Annotated in this window: 17 protein-coding genes; 6 read left to right on the plus strand and 11 right to left on the minus strand. The window is 36.9% G+C overall.

Going from position 1 to position 20,566, the window contains the following annotated elements:
- Positions 1-8: 8 nt before the first annotated feature.
- Positions 9-539 (plus strand): hypothetical protein, encoded by a 531-nt coding sequence (locus tag H3S73_RS00195; protein WP_198235916.1) that lies wholly within the window; start codon positions 9-11, stop codon positions 537-539.
- Between the two features lie 108 nt (positions 540-647).
- Here H3S73_RS00195 and H3S73_RS00200 read toward each other — a convergent pair whose 3' ends face one another.
- Both H3S73_RS00200 and gltB read right to left on the minus strand, forming a co-directional pair.
- Positions 648-2,060, minus strand: a complete 1,413-nt coding sequence (locus H3S73_RS00200; RefSeq protein ID WP_198235915.1) for an FAD-dependent oxidoreductase — start codon at positions 2,058-2,060, stop codon at positions 648-650.
- 12 nt (positions 2,061-2,072) lie between these two features.
- Entirely contained in the window at positions 2,073-6,530 is a 4,458-nt protein-coding gene (gene gltB / locus H3S73_RS00205; protein ID WP_198235914.1) for a glutamate synthase large subunit, read from the minus strand.
- Between the two features lie 400 nt (positions 6,531-6,930).
- Between gltB and H3S73_RS00210 the strand changes: the two genes are divergently transcribed.
- Positions 6,931-8,112, plus strand: a complete 1,182-nt coding sequence (locus tag H3S73_RS00210) for an NAD(P)/FAD-dependent oxidoreductase (protein ID WP_198235913.1) — start codon at positions 6,931-6,933, stop codon at positions 8,110-8,112.
- A gap of 6 nt (positions 8,113-8,118) precedes the next feature.
- Here H3S73_RS00210 and H3S73_RS00215 read toward each other — a convergent pair whose 3' ends face one another.
- Entirely contained in the window at positions 8,119-9,558 is a 1,440-nt protein-coding gene (locus H3S73_RS00215) for a sigma 54-interacting transcriptional regulator (protein ID WP_086326356.1), read from the minus strand.
- A gap of 262 nt (positions 9,559-9,820) precedes the next feature.
- Between H3S73_RS00215 and lysA the strand changes: the two genes are divergently transcribed.
- The 4 genes from lysA to H3S73_RS00235 are packed head-to-tail and all read left to right on the plus strand — an operon-like array spanning position 9,821 to position 15,261.
- Positions 9,821-11,218, plus strand: coding sequence for a diaminopimelate decarboxylase (gene lysA / locus H3S73_RS00220; RefSeq protein WP_086326357.1), 1,398 nt, complete (start codon positions 9,821-9,823; stop codon positions 11,216-11,218).
- A gap of 53 nt (positions 11,219-11,271) precedes the next feature.
- Positions 11,272-12,684: an APC family permease gene (locus H3S73_RS00225; protein WP_039126697.1), complete on the plus strand. Its 1,413-nt coding sequence runs from the start codon at positions 11,272-11,274 to the stop codon at positions 12,682-12,684.
- Positions 12,685-12,703: 19 nt separating this feature from the next.
- A complete protein-coding gene (locus H3S73_RS00230) occupies positions 12,704-13,810 on the plus strand; it encodes an alanine/ornithine racemase family PLP-dependent enzyme (protein ID WP_039126693.1) in 1,107 nt (368 codons plus the stop codon).
- 56 nt (positions 13,811-13,866) lie between these two features.
- On the plus strand, positions 13,867-15,261 hold the full coding sequence (locus H3S73_RS00235) for an amino acid permease (RefSeq protein ID WP_198235912.1): 1,395 nt from the start codon (positions 13,867-13,869) through the stop codon (positions 15,259-15,261).
- Positions 15,262-15,380: 119 nt separating this feature from the next.
- On the opposite strand, the gene H3S73_RS00240 is transcribed toward H3S73_RS00235, so the two are convergent.
- From H3S73_RS00240 to H3S73_RS00275, 8 genes are all read right to left on the minus strand, one after another.
- Entirely contained in the window at positions 15,381-15,983 is a 603-nt protein-coding gene (locus H3S73_RS00240; protein WP_198235911.1) for a MarC family protein, read from the minus strand.
- A gap of 156 nt (positions 15,984-16,139) precedes the next feature.
- Entirely contained in the window at positions 16,140-16,490 is a 351-nt protein-coding gene (gene rplS / locus H3S73_RS00245) for a 50S ribosomal protein L19 (RefSeq protein WP_025314641.1), read from the minus strand.
- Between the two features lie 31 nt (positions 16,491-16,521).
- Positions 16,522-17,274, minus strand: a complete 753-nt coding sequence (gene trmD, locus H3S73_RS00250) for a tRNA (guanosine(37)-N1)-methyltransferase TrmD (RefSeq protein ID WP_039126684.1) — start codon at positions 17,272-17,274, stop codon at positions 16,522-16,524.
- Positions 17,275-17,290: 16 nt separating this feature from the next.
- The gene (gene rimM / locus H3S73_RS00255) at positions 17,291-17,821 is read right to left on the minus strand and encodes a ribosome maturation factor RimM (RefSeq protein WP_039126681.1); all 531 of its coding nucleotides are present in this window, start codon (positions 17,819-17,821) and stop codon (positions 17,291-17,293) included.
- A gap of 23 nt (positions 17,822-17,844) precedes the next feature.
- Positions 17,845-18,093, minus strand: coding sequence for a 30S ribosomal protein S16 (gene rpsP / locus H3S73_RS00260; protein WP_039126678.1), 249 nt, complete (start codon positions 18,091-18,093; stop codon positions 17,845-17,847).
- Between the two features lie 189 nt (positions 18,094-18,282).
- Positions 18,283-18,660, minus strand: a complete 378-nt coding sequence (locus H3S73_RS00265; protein ID WP_039126675.1) for a DUF956 family protein — start codon at positions 18,658-18,660, stop codon at positions 18,283-18,285.
- 166 nt (positions 18,661-18,826) lie between these two features.
- Positions 18,827-19,738 carry a PTS system mannose/fructose/sorbose family transporter subunit IID gene (locus H3S73_RS00270; protein ID WP_198228669.1) on the minus strand — a complete coding sequence of 304 codons (912 nt, stop codon included), beginning with the start codon at positions 19,736-19,738 and terminating at the stop codon, positions 18,827-18,829.
- 16 nt (positions 19,739-19,754) lie between these two features.
- Positions 19,755-20,555 carry a PTS mannose/fructose/sorbose transporter subunit IIC gene (locus tag H3S73_RS00275; protein WP_039126669.1) on the minus strand — a complete coding sequence of 267 codons (801 nt, stop codon included), beginning with the start codon at positions 20,553-20,555 and terminating at the stop codon, positions 19,755-19,757.
- Positions 20,556-20,566: the final 11 nt, after the last annotated feature.

The raw sequence follows: 20,566 nt of genomic DNA on the forward strand, positions 1-20,566 counted from the left end.
GAATTAACATGAAAATACCATCCCATTTAACACAATATGCTATAAACATTATTGAAGATGAGTTTGACGGAGAAACATCTTTTTTTATCCAATCATCCAATAAAGAACAATGGTTTGAAATTTACTATTATGGTGAATTAGAAAATGGCTATATTACTGGTTTAGAGCCAACTTTTTCCAATATTAAAATTGTGGCAAAATCCATTAATAGTAAAGAAGAAATATTGCTATTTGATGAAACGGTGCATGGATATAACGCAATGTTTTGTGATAGTCACTCTAATGAAGAAAAGAACAATAGATCACTTGAAAAACTTAATGTGCCTGCGTCAAAAATAAAATTAACATTTGGCTACAGTATTGACTATGATTCTGAAAAAGAACTTTATGACTTAGATGAAAATGGTCATGTGAACTTAATTGATGAGCGTAAAATCACGTGGCAACAGCTACTCTGCGATGGTGTTGATTGGGTATCAATTTTTTTAATTGATGAATATGGAAATGAACAACCAATAGTAGATGCAGAATTGGCTTAATTTTTTACATTATTCATTATTGGATAGACTATTGCTGAAATGAATTTATCTATAATTAAAAACCCGCTTATATAAAGCGGGTTTTATTTTTTGATAAAAAACTAGCAATTATACTTCTAAATAATCCAAGATACCTGCTGCAGCCTTACGGCCTTCGCTAATTGCCGTTACAACTAAATCAGAGCCAAGAACCGCATCGCCACCCGCAAAGATTTTGGAATTGGTTGTTTGATAACCTTTTATTTCAGGTGCGATTATTCGTCCTTTATCGTCAAAATCAACACCATGCTCGGCTAGCCACGGCATTGCATGTGGTTTAAATCCAAATGCCATAACGACAGCATCGGCAGGAAGAACAAATTCAGAACCTTCGATAACTACCGGTGATCGACGACCTTTGGCATCGGGCTCACCAAGCTCAGTTCTTACCATTTTTACACCTGTCACTTGTCCTGTTTTATTGATTTCAATGCTAAGCGGTTGCACATTAAATTGGAATTGTACGCCTTCTTCTTTGGCATTTTTAACTTCACGTTTAGAGCCTGGCATATTGGCTTCATCACGACGATAAGCGCATGTTACTTCGGTTGCACCTTGACGGATAGAGGTTCGCACACAATCCATGGCGGTATCACCACCACCTAATACGACAACACGTTTATTTTTCATGTCAACATATGGTGTATCTTGTGTTTGCTCATGTTTCATAATATGCTTAGTATTAGCAATCAAAAATGGTAATGCATCATAGACACCATTTGCATCTTCATTTTCAAGCCCTGCACGCATAGATTGATATGTACCTGTGCCAATAAAGACCGCTGCAAATTCATTGAGTAAATCAGCCAGTTGTATCGTTTTGCCAACTTCGGTGTTCAATCTGAATTCAACACCCATTTCGGTAAAAATACGACGGCGGTTAATTAATACTTCTTTATCTAATTTAAAAGCAGGAATACCAAACGTTAACAACCCACCAATTTCAGGATGACGATCGAAAACCACTGGTGTAACCCCATTACGTACTAAGACATCAGCGCAAGCAAGACCTGCTGGACCAGCACCAATAATCGCCACTTTTAATCCAGTTTTTTCGACATTTGATAGATTCGGTTTCCATCCCATTTTGAATGCTTCATCAGTGATATAACGTTCAATATTACCAATGGTAACTGCACCAAATTCTGCATTAAGAGTACAAGAACCTTCACAAAGCCTGTCTTGCGGGCAAACGCGTCCACAAACTTCAGGTAAACTATTCGTTTGGTGAGATAGTTCAACCGCTTCTAAAATTTTGCCTTCATTAACTAATTTTAGCCAATTAGGAATATAGTTATGTACAGGGCATCGCCACTCACAATATGGATTACCACATGCTAAGCAACGATCAGCTTGCGCTTGAGACTGCGAAGCTGAAAAGCCTTCATAGATTTCGACAAATTCTATTTTACGGATGTTTAGCGATTTTTTAGGCGGATCAACACGTTGTAAATCGATAAACTGATAAACATTTTGACTCATTTCGTGTTCTCCTTATTGTGCCTGAACGCGTAGTTCTGCTGATGAACGACTACGATGCCCAAGTAATGCTTTTACATCGCTGGATTTCGGTTTAACTAGTACAAATTGTTTAGCAAATGCTTGCCAATTAGCTAAGATTTCTTCCGCACGAGATGAGTTGGTCAGTTGAGAATGTTCCATGATTAAGCCACGAAGATGTTCTTCATGAATTGGGTAATCAGCAACATTTAACATTTCAACTAATTCTTTATTTATGCGTTTATCAAAATCACCATCAATATCTAAGATATAAGCAAAGCCACCCGTCATTCCCGCACCAAAGTTAACACCGGTTTTACCTAAAACACAAACAATACCGCCAGTCATATATTCACAACCGTTATCACCAATGCCCTCAACCACACTGATGGCACCAGAATTACGTACAGCAAAACGTTCGCCAGCACGACCTGCTGCGTATAATTTACCTCCTGTTGCGCCATAGAGACAGGTATTTCCAGCAATAGTTGCTTCATGGCTTAAAAACGCTGAGCCTTGCGGTGGACGAATCACAATGCGACCGCCTGCCATCCCTTTCCCAACATAGTCGTTGGCATCACCTGTTAGGGTTAAATCTACGCCACCAGCATTCCATACACCAAAACTTTGACCGGCTGTGCCATTGAAGTTTAATGAGATTGGTTCTGATACTAAACCTTGATCACCATATTTTTTGGCAATATAGCCCGATAGACTAGTGCCCACAGAACGGTCTGTGTTTTGAATATCAAAGTAGAAACTTTTACTTTGGCGCGCATCAACATACTGTTGGGTTTGTGTGATGATCTCTTTATTAAGTACACCTTTATCAAATGGTTTATTATCTTCAATGCAGTAAACAGGTTTACCTTCATGTGGTGTCGCTGTTTCGAGCAGACTTGATAAATCCAGTTTTTGTTGTTTAGCGGTAATACCGTCCAGTTCTAAAAGAAGATCCGTCCGTCCGATTAAATCAACAATACGACTTACGCCGAGCTCAGCCATAACTTCTCGGGTATTACGTGCAATAAAGCGGAAATAATTCATGGCTTTTTCCGGTAAACCATGATAATGCTCACTGCGTAATTTTTCATCTTGGGTAGCAACACCTGTCGCACAATTATTAAGATGACAAATACGCAAGTATTTACAACCTAAGGCAACCATTGGTCCTGTACCAAAACCAAAGCTTTCAGCACCTAAAATGGCGGCTTTTACAATATCTGTACCCGTTTTTAATCCACCATCAACTTGTAAACGTATTTTGTGACGTAATCCGTTTGCAACTAAAGATTGTTGGGTTTCAACAAGTCCCAGCTCCCATGGTGAACCCGCATATTTAACGGATGTTAATGGACTCGCTCCTGTTCCGCCGTCATAACCTGAAATAGTGATTAAATCGGCATAAGCTTTAGCCACACCTGTCGCAATGGTTCCTACGCCTGGCTCTGAAACCAATTTAACTGAAATCATTGCATTTGGGTTAATCTGTTTTAAATCGAAAATTAGCTGAGCTAAATCCTCAATAGAGTAAATATCGTGATGAGGCGGTGGCGAAATTAGGGTTACGCCAGGGACTGAAAAACGTAATTTAGCAATATAAGATGTGACTTTATCGCCCGGTAGTTGACCGCCTTCACCTGGTTTAGCACCTTGTGCCACTTTAATTTGAATGACATCTGCACTCATTAAATAACCCGGTGTTACCCCAAAACGACCTGATGCCACTTGTTTAATACGAGAAACTTTGATGGTGTTATAGCGCGCAGGATCTTCACCTCCCTCGCCAGAATTTGAATAACCCCCTAAAGTATTCATTGCTGTTGCAAGTGATTCATGCGCTTCTGGGCTAAGTGCGCCAATTGACATTGCTGCCGAGTCGAAACGTTTAAACAATGATTCTTCAGGTTCAACTTCATCAAGTGCAATAGCCCCATTTTCAGGTGGATTAAGTTTTAATAAATCACGCAATGTAGCAACAGGTCGATTATTAACGATATCTGCATAACGTTTATAATCTTCATAGTTGCCATTATTGACAGCCAGTTGTAATGATTGTACAACATCGGGATTATAAGCATGATATTCGCCACCATAAACAAATTTAAGTAATCCACCTTGATCTAATGGTTTACGACGTAACCAAGCACTTTTGGATAAGTTAAATTGGTCTTGAGCAAAATCATCAAAATTAGCGCCACTGATACGACTAGTGACCCCTTGGAAGCAGAGATCAACCACATCTTTATGTAATCCGACTGCTTCAAAAAGTTTTGAACATCGATAAGAGGCAACGGTTGAGATGCCCATTTTAGACATGATTTTATATAAACCTTTATTAATCCCATTACGATAATTCAAAATAGCTTCGCGGTAGGATTTATTAATGGTGCCATTATCGACCATTTTTGCTAAAGTTTCGTACGCTAAATAAGGATAAATGGCTGTAGCACCAAAACCGATAAGTACGGCAAATTGATGTGGGTCACGACAACTACCTGTTTCTACAATAATATTTGCATCACAACGTAAATTCTTTTCAACTAAGCGTTGCTGTACTGCACCTAACGCCATAGGTGCAGGAATAGGTAAGCGATCAGCTGCGATATTTTTATCTGATAGAATTAGTAATACTGTACCATTACGTACTTTTGCTTCAGCATCACCACATAACTGTTCAATTGCATCGCGCAAACTGCCGTCAATATCATAAGTCATATCAAGTTTTTCAGATTTATAGTAGCGAGACTCTAAGGCGATTAACTGCTCAAGATCTGAATGAACTAAAACCGGATATTTAAATGCCACACGATGCGCTTGTCCTTCTGCTTCAGCAAAAACATTCATTTCACGTCCAATGCTGGTAGAAAGTGACATTACGTGCGCTTCACGCAATGGATCGATTGGAGGATTGGTGACTTGGGCAAATTTTTGTCTGAAGTAATCATAAATCAGGCGTGGTCTGCTTGATAGTACCGCAAATGGCGTATCATCTCCCATCGAGCCAGTGGCTTCTTGACCGTTTTCACCTAAAACTCGGATACATTGTTCAAGTTCTTCACTACTATAACCAAATTGTTTTTGATAGGTAGCAAGTAATACATCATCATAGGTGCGTGAACCAATATTTTCATCGGGTAAATCTTCAAGAGGAATAAGTCGCTTCACGTTTTTAGCCATCCATTCTTTATATGGATGACGTTTTTGTAGATCGTTATCAGTTTCTGATGATTGTAAAATACGGCCTTCTTCAGTATCAATTACCATCAGTTCGCCTGGGCCAACGCGTCCTTTAGCGACAACTTCGTCAGGTTGATAATCCCAAATACCAATTTCTGACGCGCAGGTAATGAGTTTATCGGTGGTAATGACATAACGAGCAGGGCGCAAACCATTACGGTCTAAATTACAGGCTGCATAACGTCCGTCAGACATAACAATACCTGCTGGGCCATCCCATGGTTCCATATGCATTGAATTAAAATCAAAAAAGGCACGTAGATCTTCGTTCATGTCAGGATTATTTTGCCATGCAGGTGGCACAAGTAGGCGCATAGCACGCACTATATCCATACCGCCCACTAAAAATAGTTCAAGCATATTATCTAATGAACTTGAATCCGAACCTGTAACATTTACGAAAGGTGCGGCATCTTGTAGATCGGGTATCAATGGTGTTTTAAATTTATAAGAACGTGCTTTTGCCCATTGTCTATTACCTTCAATGGTATTAATTTCACCATTATGGGCTAGATGTCTAAAAGGTTGGGCAAGTGGCCAACGAGGAACCGTATTGGTTGAAAAGCGTTGATGGAATAAACAGATTGCTGTTTCCATACGCAGATCCGCTAAATCTAAATAAAATCGTGGTAAATCTTTAGGCATGCAAAGGCCTTTATAGATATTAACCTGATTTGAAAAACTGCATACATAAAAAGTATCATCTTGTACTCGTTTTTCAATACGGCGACGCACCATATATAAACGACGCTCTAAATCAATTTTAGTCCATCCAGCAGGGGCATTGACAAAAACTTGTTCAATTTGTGGTAGTGATGATAAGGCGATTTCGCCTAAAACACTTTTATCGATAGGTACTTCACGCCAACCTAAAATAGATAAAGTTTCATTAGCAAGTTCTTCTTCGACAATATCACGGCTAGCTTGTGCTTCTTTTTCGTCTTGACTTAAAAATAGCATACCAACAGCATAATTGGTAGCTAAACGCCAGCCAGCTTCTTGTGCAACTAGTCTAAAAAAACGATCAGGTTTTTGTAATAAAAGGCCACAGCCATCACCAGTTTTACCGTCTGATAGTATGGCTCCTCGGTGTTGCATTCGGGCAAGCCCGTGTATTGCAGTACGCACCACTTTATGACTTGGTTGCCCTTCAATATGAGCTATTAAACCAAATCCGCAGTTATCTTTTTCATGATGCTGGTTATATAACATATCATTGCCTCTAATTCATCGCTTTTATAATTTAAGAAAAAATAGGCTTTAATCCCATAATGACTAAGAAATTAAAGAAAAATAGTATTTTGGTCAAATAAATATTACTTATAAGTCAATCTTCTAATAACTTATATCAAAGTTATTAATGAAGCTAATATCTGATTTTAATTATCTGTTTTTATTAAAATTAAATTTTTATTAGGATAAAATCTTGGTAAACGATCGTTTTTTTCATAATCAGAATTAATATTTGATCAAAAAAAGTTTGTAAAAAGGAAATTATGAGCATCAAAATAGACAATGTTTTCACAATTTTTTCAAGATTGAGGTAGTTAGAATCGCAAGATTTATACTGCTATAATACGTCATCTTTTTCTTTGAGTAATGTATATTAAATATGCAAACGAAAATTACAATTGTAGGTGCTGGAGCAGCAGGGCTGTTTTGTGCGGGATTATTAGGACAAAGAGGCTATGATGTCACTATAATTGATAATGGTAAAAAAATTGGCCGTAAAATATTAATGTCTGGTGGTGGTAAATGTAATTTTACTAATCTCACTGTTGAAGCAAGTAATTATATTTCTCAAAATCCGCATTTTTGTAAATCTGCTTTAAAACGATTCTCCCAATGGGATTTTATTCAATTAGTTAATGAATATAAGATTGCTTATCATGAAAAAGATCATGGTCAGTTATTTTGTGATAATTCAGCTCAAGATATTGTCGATATGCTTGCACAAGAGTGTCAAAAAGGACAAGTTAAATTTATGCTACAAACACAATTAGAAGAAGTTGAGTCTGTAGATAAAGGATTTAAGTTATATACTTCACAAGGTTGTATTGAAACTGAACAATTAATTGTGGCAACAGGCGGACAGTCGATGCCAGCACTTGGCATGACCTCTATCGGATACAAAATAGCTGAAAAATTTGCTATCCCTGTTGTACCAGTAAAAGCGGGACTGGTACCATTTACGTTACATAAACCGTTGTTAGAAGTATTATCCACGTTATCAGGAATTGCTGTTCCGGTTGAAGTATCTAATGAACGAATCCGTTTTAAAGAAAACTTATTATTCACCCATCGTGGATTATCAGGACCCGCAATTTTACAAATTTCAAGTTATTGGCAAGCAGGGGATCCAATCATTATTAACTTATTGCCAGATAGGCCATTTGAATCAACATTTAAACCATTACTTGAACAAAATCGCAATCAAACCCTAAAAAATTGTTTATCACAGATTTTACCTAAAAGGCTGATTGAGGCATTAATACAATTGAAATTGATAACTGACATAACGGTTAAGCAACTTAACCCGAAGCAGCAACAAGACCTTTATAATACATTGACTCAATGGTATATAACGCCAAATGGTACGGAAGGATATCGAACAGCTGAAGTGACATTAGGAGGAGTCAGTACCGATGCGTTATCTTCAAAAACGATGGCGGTTAAATCACATCCGAATCTCTATTTTATTGGTGAAGTTGTTGATGTAGCTGGTTGGTTAGGCGGTTATAATTTTCAATGGGCCTGGAGCAGTGCATTTGCCTGCGCACAAGCCTTTGATTAACAGAGACTAGTTATCTATTACTCCCATTTGAATATGGTATTTTTTTACCTTATATTGTAATGTAGTCCGTGAAATATTTAATAATTTTGCAGCAGCAATAATTTTACCGTTTGCTTGATTTAATGCATCAATAATAAGTTGTTTTTCATAATTTTCAACTTGTTCGGTTAAGTTGTTATTGCTTGCAACTATGCTTGTACTTGGTTTTTCAAATTTAGTTTCAGATTGATTTTCTGGGTAAGGGCTGTGAATGTCAAATAGTTCGTCGTCAAGGATAATTTGTTGCAATTCCCCCGGTTCATTTTGTAAGACTATACTACGTACGATTGCATTTTCAAGCATTCTTACATTTCCCGGCCAAGGAGCAGACATGAGTTGTTGTAATGCGTGTTCACTAATACCTGTTATCACAACATTTACATCTGTTTTATGTTTATCAATAAAGTATCGAGCTAATACAGGAATATCTTCTTTCCTTTCCCGAAGTGCTGGGAGTTTAATTAATCCTACATTTAATCGATAAAATAGGTCACTTCGCATTTTCCCCGTTTTTAATAACTCTGCTGGCGATTCATTCATGGCGGCAACAATTCTTACATCGGCATGTTGCTCTTTATTGCCACCTAATGGCCAGTAAGTCTTTTCTTGTAAAAATCTAAGTAATTTGCTTTGCATATCAAGTGGCATAGCATTAAGTTCGTCAAGAAATAGTGTGCCCCCATTAGCCAGTTCTAAATAGCCAGGATGATTTTCAGCACCAGTAAATGCACCTTTGACTGTCCCAAATAAGGTACTTTCAATCAATGTGGTTGGTAAAGCACTACAATTTAACGAAATAAACGCGTGATTACGGCGGTGACTCGTTTGATGTATTAAATGAGCAAAAAGCTCTTTACCCGTTCCAGTTTCACCAACAATTAAAACTGGAACATCATTCGCCCCTAAAATATTTGTTTGATCAATAACCTTTTGCATTTTCTGCGATACAAAAACAATTTCAGGTAATGGTTGGTCTTTGTTTTGGTATAACTTACTATTAAGTTTGAATACTTGATCTTGTAATTGTCTAACAGTTGATAAATTTCGTCCTATTTCGATCGCACCAATAATATCTTTATGTTTATTATAAAGCGGTACGGTGGTATGCATATAATCAACAAGTTTACCTACATGATTATAGTAGCTTTGATAATTATCCTGATATTCCTTACCTTGTTGTAAAGCTTGTAACATGGTACTATCTTCTTTTCTTAAATTAGGATAAACTTTAAGCATTGGTTTACCAATGGCTTGTTCCATAGGATAACCATCAAGTTCTGCACTTTCCCGATTATAATAAATGTATTTACCTTCTTTATCGATAATAGCCATTGGCTGATGGATTAAATCAAAAAAATGTTTGAATATTTCTAATGATTGTAATAATTCAGGATCGATTGTCATGATATTAGTACCTTTTTAATTTAGCTTATTAGCTAAGTTTAGCTTACGTTAATTTAAATACCTTTCAACCATTAATAAAATTGTGACAAATTTTTGTCATAAAAACATGTTTTAAACAATATGACCAATATTGTTTTTGTAATAATTTTTATAATAAATTGATTTTTAATAATTTATAAGTTGGCATGCTGATTGCATTGCAAGTGAAAAGCCATTTTGCTTGTTTTCTTATGTACTTTTTATGTACTAATTAACTGGAGGTCTTATGTCCGACAAAATTATGTCAAATTATAACAAATTACGCTCAGATCTTATAACCAAAGATCGTCGTTTCAGTGCTCAAAACGGTAAATTATGTTTTGATGGCGTAAATTTAGAAGAATTAGCAAAGAAATATCCAACACCTTTTTACGTATTTTCTGAAAAAGAAATTGACCGTAATATTCAAGAAATCAAAGATTCGTTTAAAGCTCATCCAAATACTAAGATTTTCTATGCGTCAAAAACGTGTTCCGTAATGGGTGTGCTAAAAGCAATTAAAGATGCAGGTATTTATGCTGAAGCAAATTCAATGTTTGAAGTGCGTAAATGTCTAGAGATCGGTTTTCCAGGTAGTCAAATCGTTTTCAATGGCGTGGTTAAAAAACCGGTTGATTTAGAATTTGCTATTCAAAATGATCTTTATATTATCAATGTTGATAGCTTATATGAACTCGATATCATTGATGAAATTTCACGTCGATTGAAGAAAGTAGCGAATGTTTGTGTGCGAGTTGAACCAAATGTACCATCAGCAACTCATGCGGAACTTGTTACGGCATATCATGCTAAATCAGGTATTGACTTAGAACAAGCGGAAGAAACCTGTCGTCGTATTCTTGAAATGCCTTATGTTCATTTACGTGGTTTACATATGCACGTAGGGGATCAAGTACCAGAATCAGAACCATTTGCTAAAGCAACGAAAGTATTAGTCGATGAGTCACGCCGTTTAGAAGAAGTCCTTGGTATTAAATTGGATTTAATTAACGTTGGTGGCGGTATTCCAGTTCCATATAAATATGACGAAGAAAATGGTAATCCATTACAGGATAATATGTATGCTGGTATTACTGCACAAGATTTTGCTGATGCAGTGATTAGAGAAGTACATAAATGGCGTACCGATGTTGAAATTTGTATTGAACCAGGTCGTAAAGTAACAGGATCTGCTGCTGTATTATTAACCGAAGTTGCTTGTGAGAAACGTAAAACAAATTACGATTTAGACGGTAACATTGAAGAACATGTTGAATGGAAATTTGTTGACGCAGGTTATAGCGTGTTATCTGATAGTCAGCATTTTGATTGGTTCTTCTATGTGTATGATGCGTCAAGAATTACCGAAGAGCATGATCAATACATTAAACTTGCTGGACCTTTATGTGATGGTGGTGATTATTTCCATGTAGGTGTAAAAGGTGAAGAGTTCTTATTACCAAAAGACACTCAAGTTGGAGATATCATTGCATTCCTTGATGCAGGAGCTTATACCATCGAAAGTCAAACAGTATATAACAATCGACCGCGTACTGCCGTTGTTATGATTGATAAAAAAGGTAAAGATCGATTGATTCGCCGTGAGGACACTTACGAGGATATGGTTGGATACGACGTGTATTAATCATGAGTTATCTGGGGCACTTCTCGCCCCAGATATTATAATGTGAGGTTATTATGAGTGATTCTAAAGATTCAAGTTTACTTGGTATTAAAGACATTGTATTTATGAATGTCATAGCCATACTAAGTTTACGTCAAATTCCTAATGTTGCTCCTTACGGAGCGTCAGCAATGGTGCTTTGGCTTCTTGCTGCATTTTGTTTGTTTTTCCCTTTAGCGATGGTTTGTGGTGAACTTTCTACTGGTTGGCCAAAAGATGGGGGGATTTTTGTTTGGGTAAAAGAAGCGTTTGGTAAACGAGTTGGCTGGATAGTGGTTGTTTGTTTCTTATTCTCATGCGTTCTATTCTTCCCATTAATGTTACAATTTGGTTTTACTGCAATTGGTTACATGTTTAGTGCCGAGTTAGCCCAAAATCAGGTGTTTATTGGTGTTGGTTCCATGGTGGTATTTTGGATTTTAACATTAATGAATATCAAAGGTATGAAATGGACTAAAATCATAAACAGTGTTAGTGCATGGTTAGGGGTATTTATTCCTGCTGCTATCATTGTATTATTAGCAATTGTCTGGTTGATGACAGGTCACCCAATGGCAACTGACTATAGTCATGTTAGTGATTGGATTCCAGATTTAAGTAGCTGGGATACAATTGTCTTTTTATCAAGCATGATGTTTGCTTTTGCTGGACTTGAAGTTGCACCAATGATTGCTGGTCGTACTCGTGATCCACAACGTGACTTCCCTAAAGCGATGGCTGTATCTGCAATTGTTATCGTTGGTATCTATATGATTGGTACTTGGGCAATTAATACCTTATTACCTGCTGCCGATACTGATATTGTTGCCGGTGTAATGCAAGCAATGGAGGCTGCTGCTAAAGAGCTACATATGCCTTGGTTATTACCAGTAATGGCAATCTGTTTATTCTTTGGTGCATTAGGTCAAATTAACTCATGGTTAGTTGGTCCTATCTATATGTTACAAGAAGCATCTAAAGAAGATAATTTGCTTGGTGAACGCATTGGTCGTTTACATCCTGTGTATCAAACACCAGCATTTGCTTTAGTTATCCAAGCAATCATTGTGACCGTACTTTGTTTCTCAACGTTCGTATCACCAAGTATTGCTGCTGCCTATTGGATGTTAACCGCATTAACAACCATTTGTTACTTTATTCCTTATTTAGTGATGTTTATTGCGTACTATCGCTTACGTATTACTCAACCAGATGTACCACGTAGCTTTAAGATCCCTGGTAAAGTATTACCAATTGTTTTACCTGGTTTAGGCTTCTTATCTACGCTATTTGCGGTGATCTTAGTGTTTATTCCACCAGCACAAATCGATATGGGTGGTTATGTTGAGTATATCGCAAAAATTGTTGGTGGTGCAGTGCTTGCAATTGTGTTAGCTGAATGGATATATCATCGCGCACAAAAACGTAATCGCTTGCAACAACAATAAGATATAGAGGAGTAAATTTATGTACAAACCTGTATTGGAAATTGATTTAGGAAAATTAAAGGACAATGCTCGTGTTGAAAAAGAGTTACTTGCTAAACACGGCATTGAAGTAATGGCAGTTAATAAAGTGTTTGATGGTTGTGTTGAAACTGCAAAAGCAGTTCTAGATGGCGGTATTGATGTTATTGCTGAATCAAGAACCTATAATTTGAAAAAATTAAAAGATGCTTTAGGGTGTAAAACCTGCCTGTTACGTAGTCCTTGTTTAAGCGAAATTAGTGAAGTAGTTAAATATGCAGATATTAGCTTAAACAGTGAAAAAACGGTGATTCAAGCACTTTCAGACGAAGCCGTCAAGCAACAAAAGGTTCACCAAGTTTTATTAATGGTTGATATGGGTGATTTACGCGAAGGTATTTGGTTTGAACATATTGATGAAATTATTGATACGGTCAAACTCATTTTATCTTTACCGGGTGTTGAGCTTTATGGGCTTGGCACCAATTTTAACTGTTACGGTACTGTGCTACCGACAGTTAAAAATGGAGTAGACTTTTTAGAAATTGCGCGTAAAGTAGAAAAAGCTTGCAATATTAAAATACAATATTTATCAGCCGGTAATTGTACTAGTTATCATTTATTAGATAAGGGTATCTGGCCTGAAGGACTAAATCACATCCGGATTGGAGGTTTACATGAGTTTGGTATTGAGTATGTAGATATGAAATATCTTGATGAATTTCATCACTCAAATAAACCTGTAGAAAAAGCTTGTAGTGATATGTATAAATTATATGCACAAATTATTGAGCTTAATAGTAAACCAACCGTTCCAGTTGGTGAGTTAGGGGTAGATGCTTTTCTAAATAGTAAAACGTTTGTCGATCATGGCGTACGTAAACGAGCGCTGCTTGCTTTTGGACGTCAAGATGTACCGGCTGAAAGCTGTGTGCCGATTGATGATAACATTACTGTACTTGGTCAAACCAGTGATCATACATTAGTCGATATTGAAGATGTGACTCAAACTCTTAAAGTCGGTGATATGATTGGATTTGAGCTTGATTACACTGCCTTGCTAATGGCTTGTCAAACTAGTGGTGTAGAAAAACGGTTTATCTATTAATTTGTGTTAACTGCTGGGTAACCAGCAGTTTTTATCAATAATTAGGCGGTTTATACATGGCAACATCAGCATCACAACAAAGCCAAAATCCCAGTAATTTAAAAAAGAATCTTAAAAATCGTCATCTGCTAATGATTTCGTTAGGGGGATCGATTGGTACCGGTTTATTTATTGGTATCGCTGCACCATTAACAACGGTAGGGCCATTGGGGACTATCATCGCTTATTTAATGGCTGGTAGCATAATGTTAGCAACAATGTTATGTTTAGGTGAGCTTTCTTGTGCATTTCCACATGCTGGCTCTTTTCAACATTATGCATTAATGTTTATTCCAAATCCGATTTGGAGTTATACCATTGGTTGGTTATATTGGCTTAGTTGGGTTCTGTCTATGGCAGCAGATTTAACAGCCGCTTCTATGATTGCCCACCAATTTTTTCCTGCTATTCCTATTTATCTTTTTAGCTTATTGATTTTAGTTGTTATAACCTCAGTTCATCTAACTTCTGTGCGTGCTTTTGGTGAAAGTGAGTATTGGTTTTCAACCATTAAAGTGCTGGCAATTATAGCCTTTATTGGTATTGGCATTTATCTTCTGTATCAGCAATATACTCAAACTCATATATTACCTACTTTTAAGACAGAACATGGCTGGTTTCCTAACGGTTTTTTATCGATTTTTGTATGTATGACCATTGTGACGTATTCGTTTCAAGGCGTTGAATTAATTGGTAGTGCAGCAGGTGAAGCTGAGTCACCTCAAACAGTATTACCTAAAATTATTACAGGTGTCGCATTCAGAATTATTCTGTTTTATGTATTAGCCATTGCGGTTTTAGCATTAGTTTACCCATATGGAACCGTGCATGATGAAATTAGTCCCTTTGTGTGGGTATTTAATAAAGCGGGTATTACTTTTGCTTCTTACATGATGTTGTTTGTTATTTTTTGTGCTGCGATATCGGCGGCCAACTCTGCTATTTATGCCAGTTCACGTATGTTATGGTCAATGGCGCAGGATAATTTAGCACCTAAATACTTTTCAGATGTCAATAAACGAGGAGTCCCCACTAAAGGCATCTTATTTATTGCAATTATTGCTTTAGTTTCATTATTTTCTAAATATATTGCTGCTGAAAAGCTTTATCTCTACTTAGTTGCAGGTACTGGACAAGTAGGTTGTTTTGCGTGGATTATTATCGCTTGGTGTCAGTATCAATTTCGTAAAGGCGTTAATAATGGTAAGTATCCTAAAGAGATGATTAAATTTAAATCACCATTATTTCCATGGTTAGCAGCGATTTCAATTATTGTTAATATTGTGATTATTGTTGGTGTATGGTTTGGTGAGTCGGGTCATTTTATTTTATTGTCAGAAGTAGTCTTAATTATCATTATTCTAGCTTCTTATTACTACAATAAAAAACGCAATTTAATCATTAATAACTAAGATTAATTATATTCAATTAATAGATAAATACTCATAAATTAATCTTCAATAAGGTATCAAATTAATTTGTTACGCTATTTTACATAATAACGTAACAAAAATTTGTCAATAAAGGTTAGCTATTTTAGAAAAGCCGATATGCCAGTAAATACTACTTGTGCAGCAATTGCCGATATTAGTAGTCCAGTTAATTTTGATAAAATAGCAATACCGGTATTTTTTAATACTTTTGCAATACTTTTTGCACATAAAAGCATGGCATAAATGCCCGAAGAAGCAATAAACAGTGAAACTGCACCAACCATATTGGCAGCAAAACCTACTGAACTTGTTCCCATAACAATAATTGTACCGATAGAAGCAGGGCCCATGCAAAGAGGAATCGCGAGCGGTACAACACTAATATCTTCATCACTGCTAATTTTATTTTTATCTGGAGAGTCATTCATCAGTGCTACTGCAGTGATAAACAGTAACGCGCCAGAACCGATACGGAAGGCATCAAGTGTAAAACCGAAAACGCTAAACATAGTATTACCAAAAAAGAACAATACAATACCAATAATAAACACCGCACACGATGTTTTAAGTGCAATTTTTCGGCGCTGTGGTTCATCATATTGTTTAGTACCACTTAAGAATGCACTTAGCACTGCTGGTGGCGTCATTAATGCGAATAACTTGGTTGTGGTGGCAAGAATCGCAACAAGATAGTTATCCATAATGTTACCTTTATTTGATCTAGATATTGCTTGAATTTTGTCAACGATTGTTGGCGGGAATGAACTTTTACTACATACATAAAAACGGTCACCATAAAGGTGACCATATTTAATTGGATATATTTAATCAGTTTATTAAATATTAACCAATTTGAATTAGTTAAGGCGTTCTTTGATACGCGCTGCTTTACCACGAAGTTCGCGTAAGTAGTAAAGTTTAGCTTGACGTACTTGACCACGACGTTTCACAGTAATTGAATCAACAATTGGTGAGTGAGTTTGGAATACTCGTTCAACACCTTCGCCATTCGAAATTTTACGTACTGTAAATGCAGAATGTAAACCACGATTACGAATTGCTACAACTACACCTTCATAAGCTTGAAGACGTTTTTTGTTACCTTCAACAACCCATACTTTTACTTCAACCGTATCACCCGGACGAAAAGACGGGATGTCTTTTTTCATTTGTTCTTGTTCTAATTGCTGAATAATTGCATTTTTCATAATTTTGTCTCTTACTAGTTATACTGAAATATTAATGGCTCTGTTCATCACGATATTCACGTTGGAATTCAGTGAGTAAACATTGCTCTTCATCAGTCAGAGCTAGATTTTCAAGAAGATCTTCTCTTCTCAACCAAGTTCGTCCTAGGGATTGTTTTAATCGCCAGCGACGAATCGCTTCATGGTGACCAGACATTAATACGTCAGGCACCGCCATTCCATCTAACACCTCAGGTCGAGTATAGTGTGGACAATCAAGTAACCCGTTAGCAAAAGAGTCTTCTTCTGCTGATGATTCATGATTTAATACGCCAGGAATAAACCTTGCTAATGCATCAATCATCGTCATCGCCGGTAATTCACCGCCACTCAACACGTAATCCCCAATTGACCATTCTTCATCAATTTCAGTTTGGATAACGCGTTCATCTATACCTTCGTATCGACCACAAATCAAAATCAATTTTTGATATTGTGATAACTCACAAACACCTTGTTGGTTTAATTTGCGCCCTTGTGGGGAAAGATAGATTACTTTTGTATCGTTACCTGCTACTGTTTTTGCTGCATGAATTGCATCGCGTAGTGGTTGTACCATCATTAACATGCCGGGACCACCGCCATAAGGCCTATCATCGACAGTCTTATGTTTATCATGCGCAAAATCGCGCGGGTTCCAATATTCTACTGTTAACAGTCCGTTTTTTACGGCTCGACCAGTCACACCATAACAGGTAATTGCTTGGAACATTTCGGGAAAAAGGCTAATAACGCCAATCCACATATTCTTACCTTACCAATTAAAAAGCGGGATCCCAATCGACCACAATTGTTTTTGCTGTTAAATCAACTTGTTTTATAAATTGATCATCAACAAACGGAATTAAACGTTCTGTTGCTCCAAATGCATCTTTTAGATTTGCTTTTACCACCAATACATCATTCGAGCCAGTTTCCATTAAGTCAGTAACCTGACCCAAATCATAACCGTTAACTGTTTTTACTCGACAGCCAATCAAATCTTTCCAATAAAAATCTCCATTGTTAAGTTCTGGAAATTTTTCAGCATCAACATACACTTCAAAATTAGTTAATGCATTGGCCTGATCACGATCATCAACGCCTTTGAGTTTTACAATCATATCCTGATTATGGGGTTTGAAGCTTTCTACGATTACCTCTTGCCATTTGCCAGCGCGCTGGATATACCAAGGTGTGTAATCGAAAATGCTATCTGAAAATTCTGTAAACGAAAAAATCCTGAGCCAACCACGAATGCCATAGCTAGAACCAAGTTTACCTACAACGATTAGATTCTCAGTATTCATCATTACAGTTACTATTTATTACTCAATTAAGCAGCTTTTCGTGCTTGTTTGATCAATGCATTCACACGATCAGAAACTGTTGCACCTAAACCTACCCAATGATTTACGCGATCAAGATCTAAACGTAATTCTTCTGCTTTACCTTGTGCAATTGGATTAAAAAAGCCAACGCGCTCAATAAAACGACCATCACGTGGGTTACGGCTATCAGTGACAACTACTTGATAAAAAGGGCGCTTTTTAGAGCCACCACGAGCTAAACGAATAGTTACCATAACATCCTCTTAAATTAAAAAATAATCTTTCTTTTGCCCAACATGGACAAAATCAAAGCCCCGAAATTATACTCTTTCTAGAAAAAAGTGCAATGTCTGTTTGTTGAAGCTAGGCGTGATATTGCTTGCTTTGAATTTATTTAGTCATAAATGGATAAAAATAATACTGACGATGTTTTATTTTCTGGTCTATTGTGTTTTCTTTTTTTTACGAATAAAAGCCCGTTTTAAAACATCAAAAAAACCTAATGACCTTACCATTTTTTGTCCCTCAATATAAACACGAATTGCTTTTAATGTTTTTTTGGGATCTTCAGAGGCAAAGGTGAAAGTACCGTCTTTTTTTGTTTGAATTGAATAACGAGGAATCCATCTACCACCAAATAATACGGATGCAATAACATAATCTACTTCATCCCAAGGAATTTGGATATATTTACGAGGGTCGCGCCGATGATAAAATTCAAATGCTTTATCACCAATCATTATATTGCCATATTCAGATAAACCAGTAAAAGCGGTTGCTTTCACGGTCAAATCAATTTTTGTGTTCAATGATTGAACCATCTATTACCTATCCATAACTAAGGTTGAATTGATAACACTATCCTTTTCATACACACCGCGTTTTCGTCACATTGTGTGATGAAAAGGATAATGACTGTTTAACAGAAAGCATAATTTTATACTGAAACGTTGTGCTTTCCTGAAACATTTTTACAAAAATAGTAGTTTATAAAAGACCAATCAAATGACCGGCGATACCTACTAAAAATAATCCAACAATGATAATGATTGGTGATACTTTTTTACGTAATAACCACATACAGAAGAATGTTAAAAGTAACGGAACAAGGCCTGGTATCAATTGATCTAAGTTATTTTGTAATGTGGTGACTTTTTCTTGAGTAAGAGATAATCCACTTTGCATTTGTTGTAATGCTTGTTGGATACCTTGAGCCCCCGCAGGTAGTGAATTCCAGTCAATAAATGCACCATTGTCTAGTTTGACTGTTGATACAATGGGCTGGAATTTTATTGATACCCACCTTTGTACCAAAGCAGCAAGTACAAACATCCCTAGTATAGATGCACCTTTAGTAATTTTTTGTAGTAAACCGCCTGATAGGTTATCTGTAATTTTCGATCCAGTACGATAACCAAATTCTTGGGTGTACCACATAAAGCCCCAACGAATAATATTCCATAATACAAAGAATAAAATAGGACCCATAATATTACCACTAAGCGCTAATGAAGCACCAAGAGCACCAAGCATTGGTCGTACCGTAAACCAAAACACTGGATCACCAACCCCAGCTAGAGGACCCATCATCCCAACTTTTACCCCTTGAATGGCAACATCATCAACAGCGGCACCGTTGGCGCGCTCTTCTTCTAAAGCAAGCGTTACACCTAAAACAGGTGATGCTAAATATGGATGGGTATTAAAAAACTCTAAATGACGTTTTAGCGCTGCTGAGCGGTCTTCTTTCGTGGTATATAATTTTTTGATAGCAGGGATCATAGAATAAACCCAACCACCATTTTGCATACGTTCATAGTTCCAAGAACCTTGAAGGAAAGTTGAACGCCAAGCAACAGCTAAACGATCTTTTTTGCTTAATTGAATTCTATCTGTCATTTTCTTCTCCAAGTTCTTAGTAATCATTCAAAATATCATCAAGCGGATCACCTTTACTACCGCCATTTGATGAATTGCCGCGTTCAGAAAGATTGAGATATATCAGTGCTAATGCAATTCCTAACGCACCAAGGGCAATTAATGTTAATTGTGATATAGCGGCAACCACAAAGCCAATAATGAAAAATGGCCATACTTCACGGTTTGCCATCATGTTTATTACCATTGCATAACCAACTGCAACAACCATACCACCACCAATAGCCATACCGGTTGTTAACCATTCAGGCATTGCATTTAAGGCTTCTCTAACTGTTTCTGCAGGAATGAAAAGTAACGCAGCTGCTGGAATGGCAATACGTAGACCTTGCAAGCAGATACCTAAAATTTGCAACCATTCGATTTTACGAATATTACCTTCTTCTGCTGCGGCATCCATCATATGAACTAATGGAACAGCGATAGTTCGCACAATCATGGTTAAAAATAATCCAGCAACCGCAAGTGGAATAGCTACTGCAATAGCTGTTGATACGCCTGCAACGCCTTGACCACCTAAAACTAAAATAATCGATGATGCAACGGCGGCGAGTGCGGCATCTGGTGCTACGGCTGCCCCAATATTTGCCCAACCTAAAGCAATCATTTGTAACGATCCACCTAATACTACACCCGCTTCTAAATTGCCAGTCACAAGTCCAATTAATGAACATGCAACAAGTGGCTGGTGAAATTGAAATTGATCTAAAATACCTTCCATACCGGCTAGAAAGGCAATAGCTATCACTAATATGATAGCAACAATTGATAATGTCATAATATATAACC

The organism is Gilliamella sp. B14384G12 (assembly GCF_016101825.1).
GTDB classification, from domain to species: domain Bacteria; phylum Pseudomonadota; class Gammaproteobacteria; order Enterobacterales; family Orbaceae; genus Gilliamella; species Gilliamella apicola_N.

What these genes read in the sequence shown, in the direction of transcription:
- H3S73_RS00195 (WP_198235916.1), top strand. Translation starts at nt 9, where the DNA reads ATGAAAATACCATCCCATTTAACACAATATGCTATAAACATTATTGAA.
- H3S73_RS00200 (WP_198235915.1), bottom strand. Translation starts at nt 2,060, where the DNA reads ATGAGTCAAAATGTTTATCAGTTTATCGATTTACAACGTGTTGATCCG.
- gltB (WP_198235914.1), bottom strand. Translation starts at nt 6,530, where the DNA reads ATGTTATATAACCAGCATCATGAAAAAGATAACTGCGGATTTGGTTTA.
- H3S73_RS00210 (WP_198235913.1), top strand. Translation starts at nt 6,931, where the DNA reads ATGCAAACGAAAATTACAATTGTAGGTGCTGGAGCAGCAGGGCTGTTT.
- lysA (WP_086326357.1), top strand. Translation starts at nt 9,821, where the DNA reads ATGTCCGACAAAATTATGTCAAATTATAACAAATTACGCTCAGATCTT.
- H3S73_RS00225 (WP_039126697.1), top strand. Translation starts at nt 11,272, where the DNA reads ATGAGTGATTCTAAAGATTCAAGTTTACTTGGTATTAAAGACATTGTA.
- H3S73_RS00230 (WP_039126693.1), top strand. Translation starts at nt 12,704, where the DNA reads ATGTACAAACCTGTATTGGAAATTGATTTAGGAAAATTAAAGGACAAT.
- H3S73_RS00235 (WP_198235912.1), top strand. Translation starts at nt 13,867, where the DNA reads ATGGCAACATCAGCATCACAACAAAGCCAAAATCCCAGTAATTTAAAA.
- H3S73_RS00240 (WP_198235911.1), bottom strand. Translation starts at nt 15,983, where the DNA reads ATGGATAACTATCTTGTTGCGATTCTTGCCACCACAACCAAGTTATTC.
- rplS (WP_025314641.1), bottom strand. Translation starts at nt 16,490, where the DNA reads ATGAAAAATGCAATTATTCAGCAATTAGAACAAGAACAAATGAAAAAA.
- trmD (WP_039126684.1), bottom strand. Translation starts at nt 17,274, where the DNA reads ATGTGGATTGGCGTTATTAGCCTTTTTCCCGAAATGTTCCAAGCAATT.
- rimM (WP_039126681.1), bottom strand. Translation starts at nt 17,821, where the DNA reads ATGATGAATACTGAGAATCTAATCGTTGTAGGTAAACTTGGTTCTAGC.
- rpsP (WP_039126678.1), bottom strand. Translation starts at nt 18,093, where the DNA reads ATGGTAACTATTCGTTTAGCTCGTGGTGGCTCTAAAAAGCGCCCTTTT.
- H3S73_RS00265 (WP_039126675.1), bottom strand. Translation starts at nt 18,660, where the DNA reads ATGGTTCAATCATTGAACACAAAAATTGATTTGACCGTGAAAGCAACC.
- H3S73_RS00270 (WP_198228669.1), bottom strand. Translation starts at nt 19,738, where the DNA reads ATGACAGATAGAATTCAATTAAGCAAAAAAGATCGTTTAGCTGTTGCT.
- H3S73_RS00275 (WP_039126669.1), bottom strand. Translation starts at nt 20,555, where the DNA reads ATGACATTATCAATTGTTGCTATCATATTAGTGATAGCTATTGCCTTT.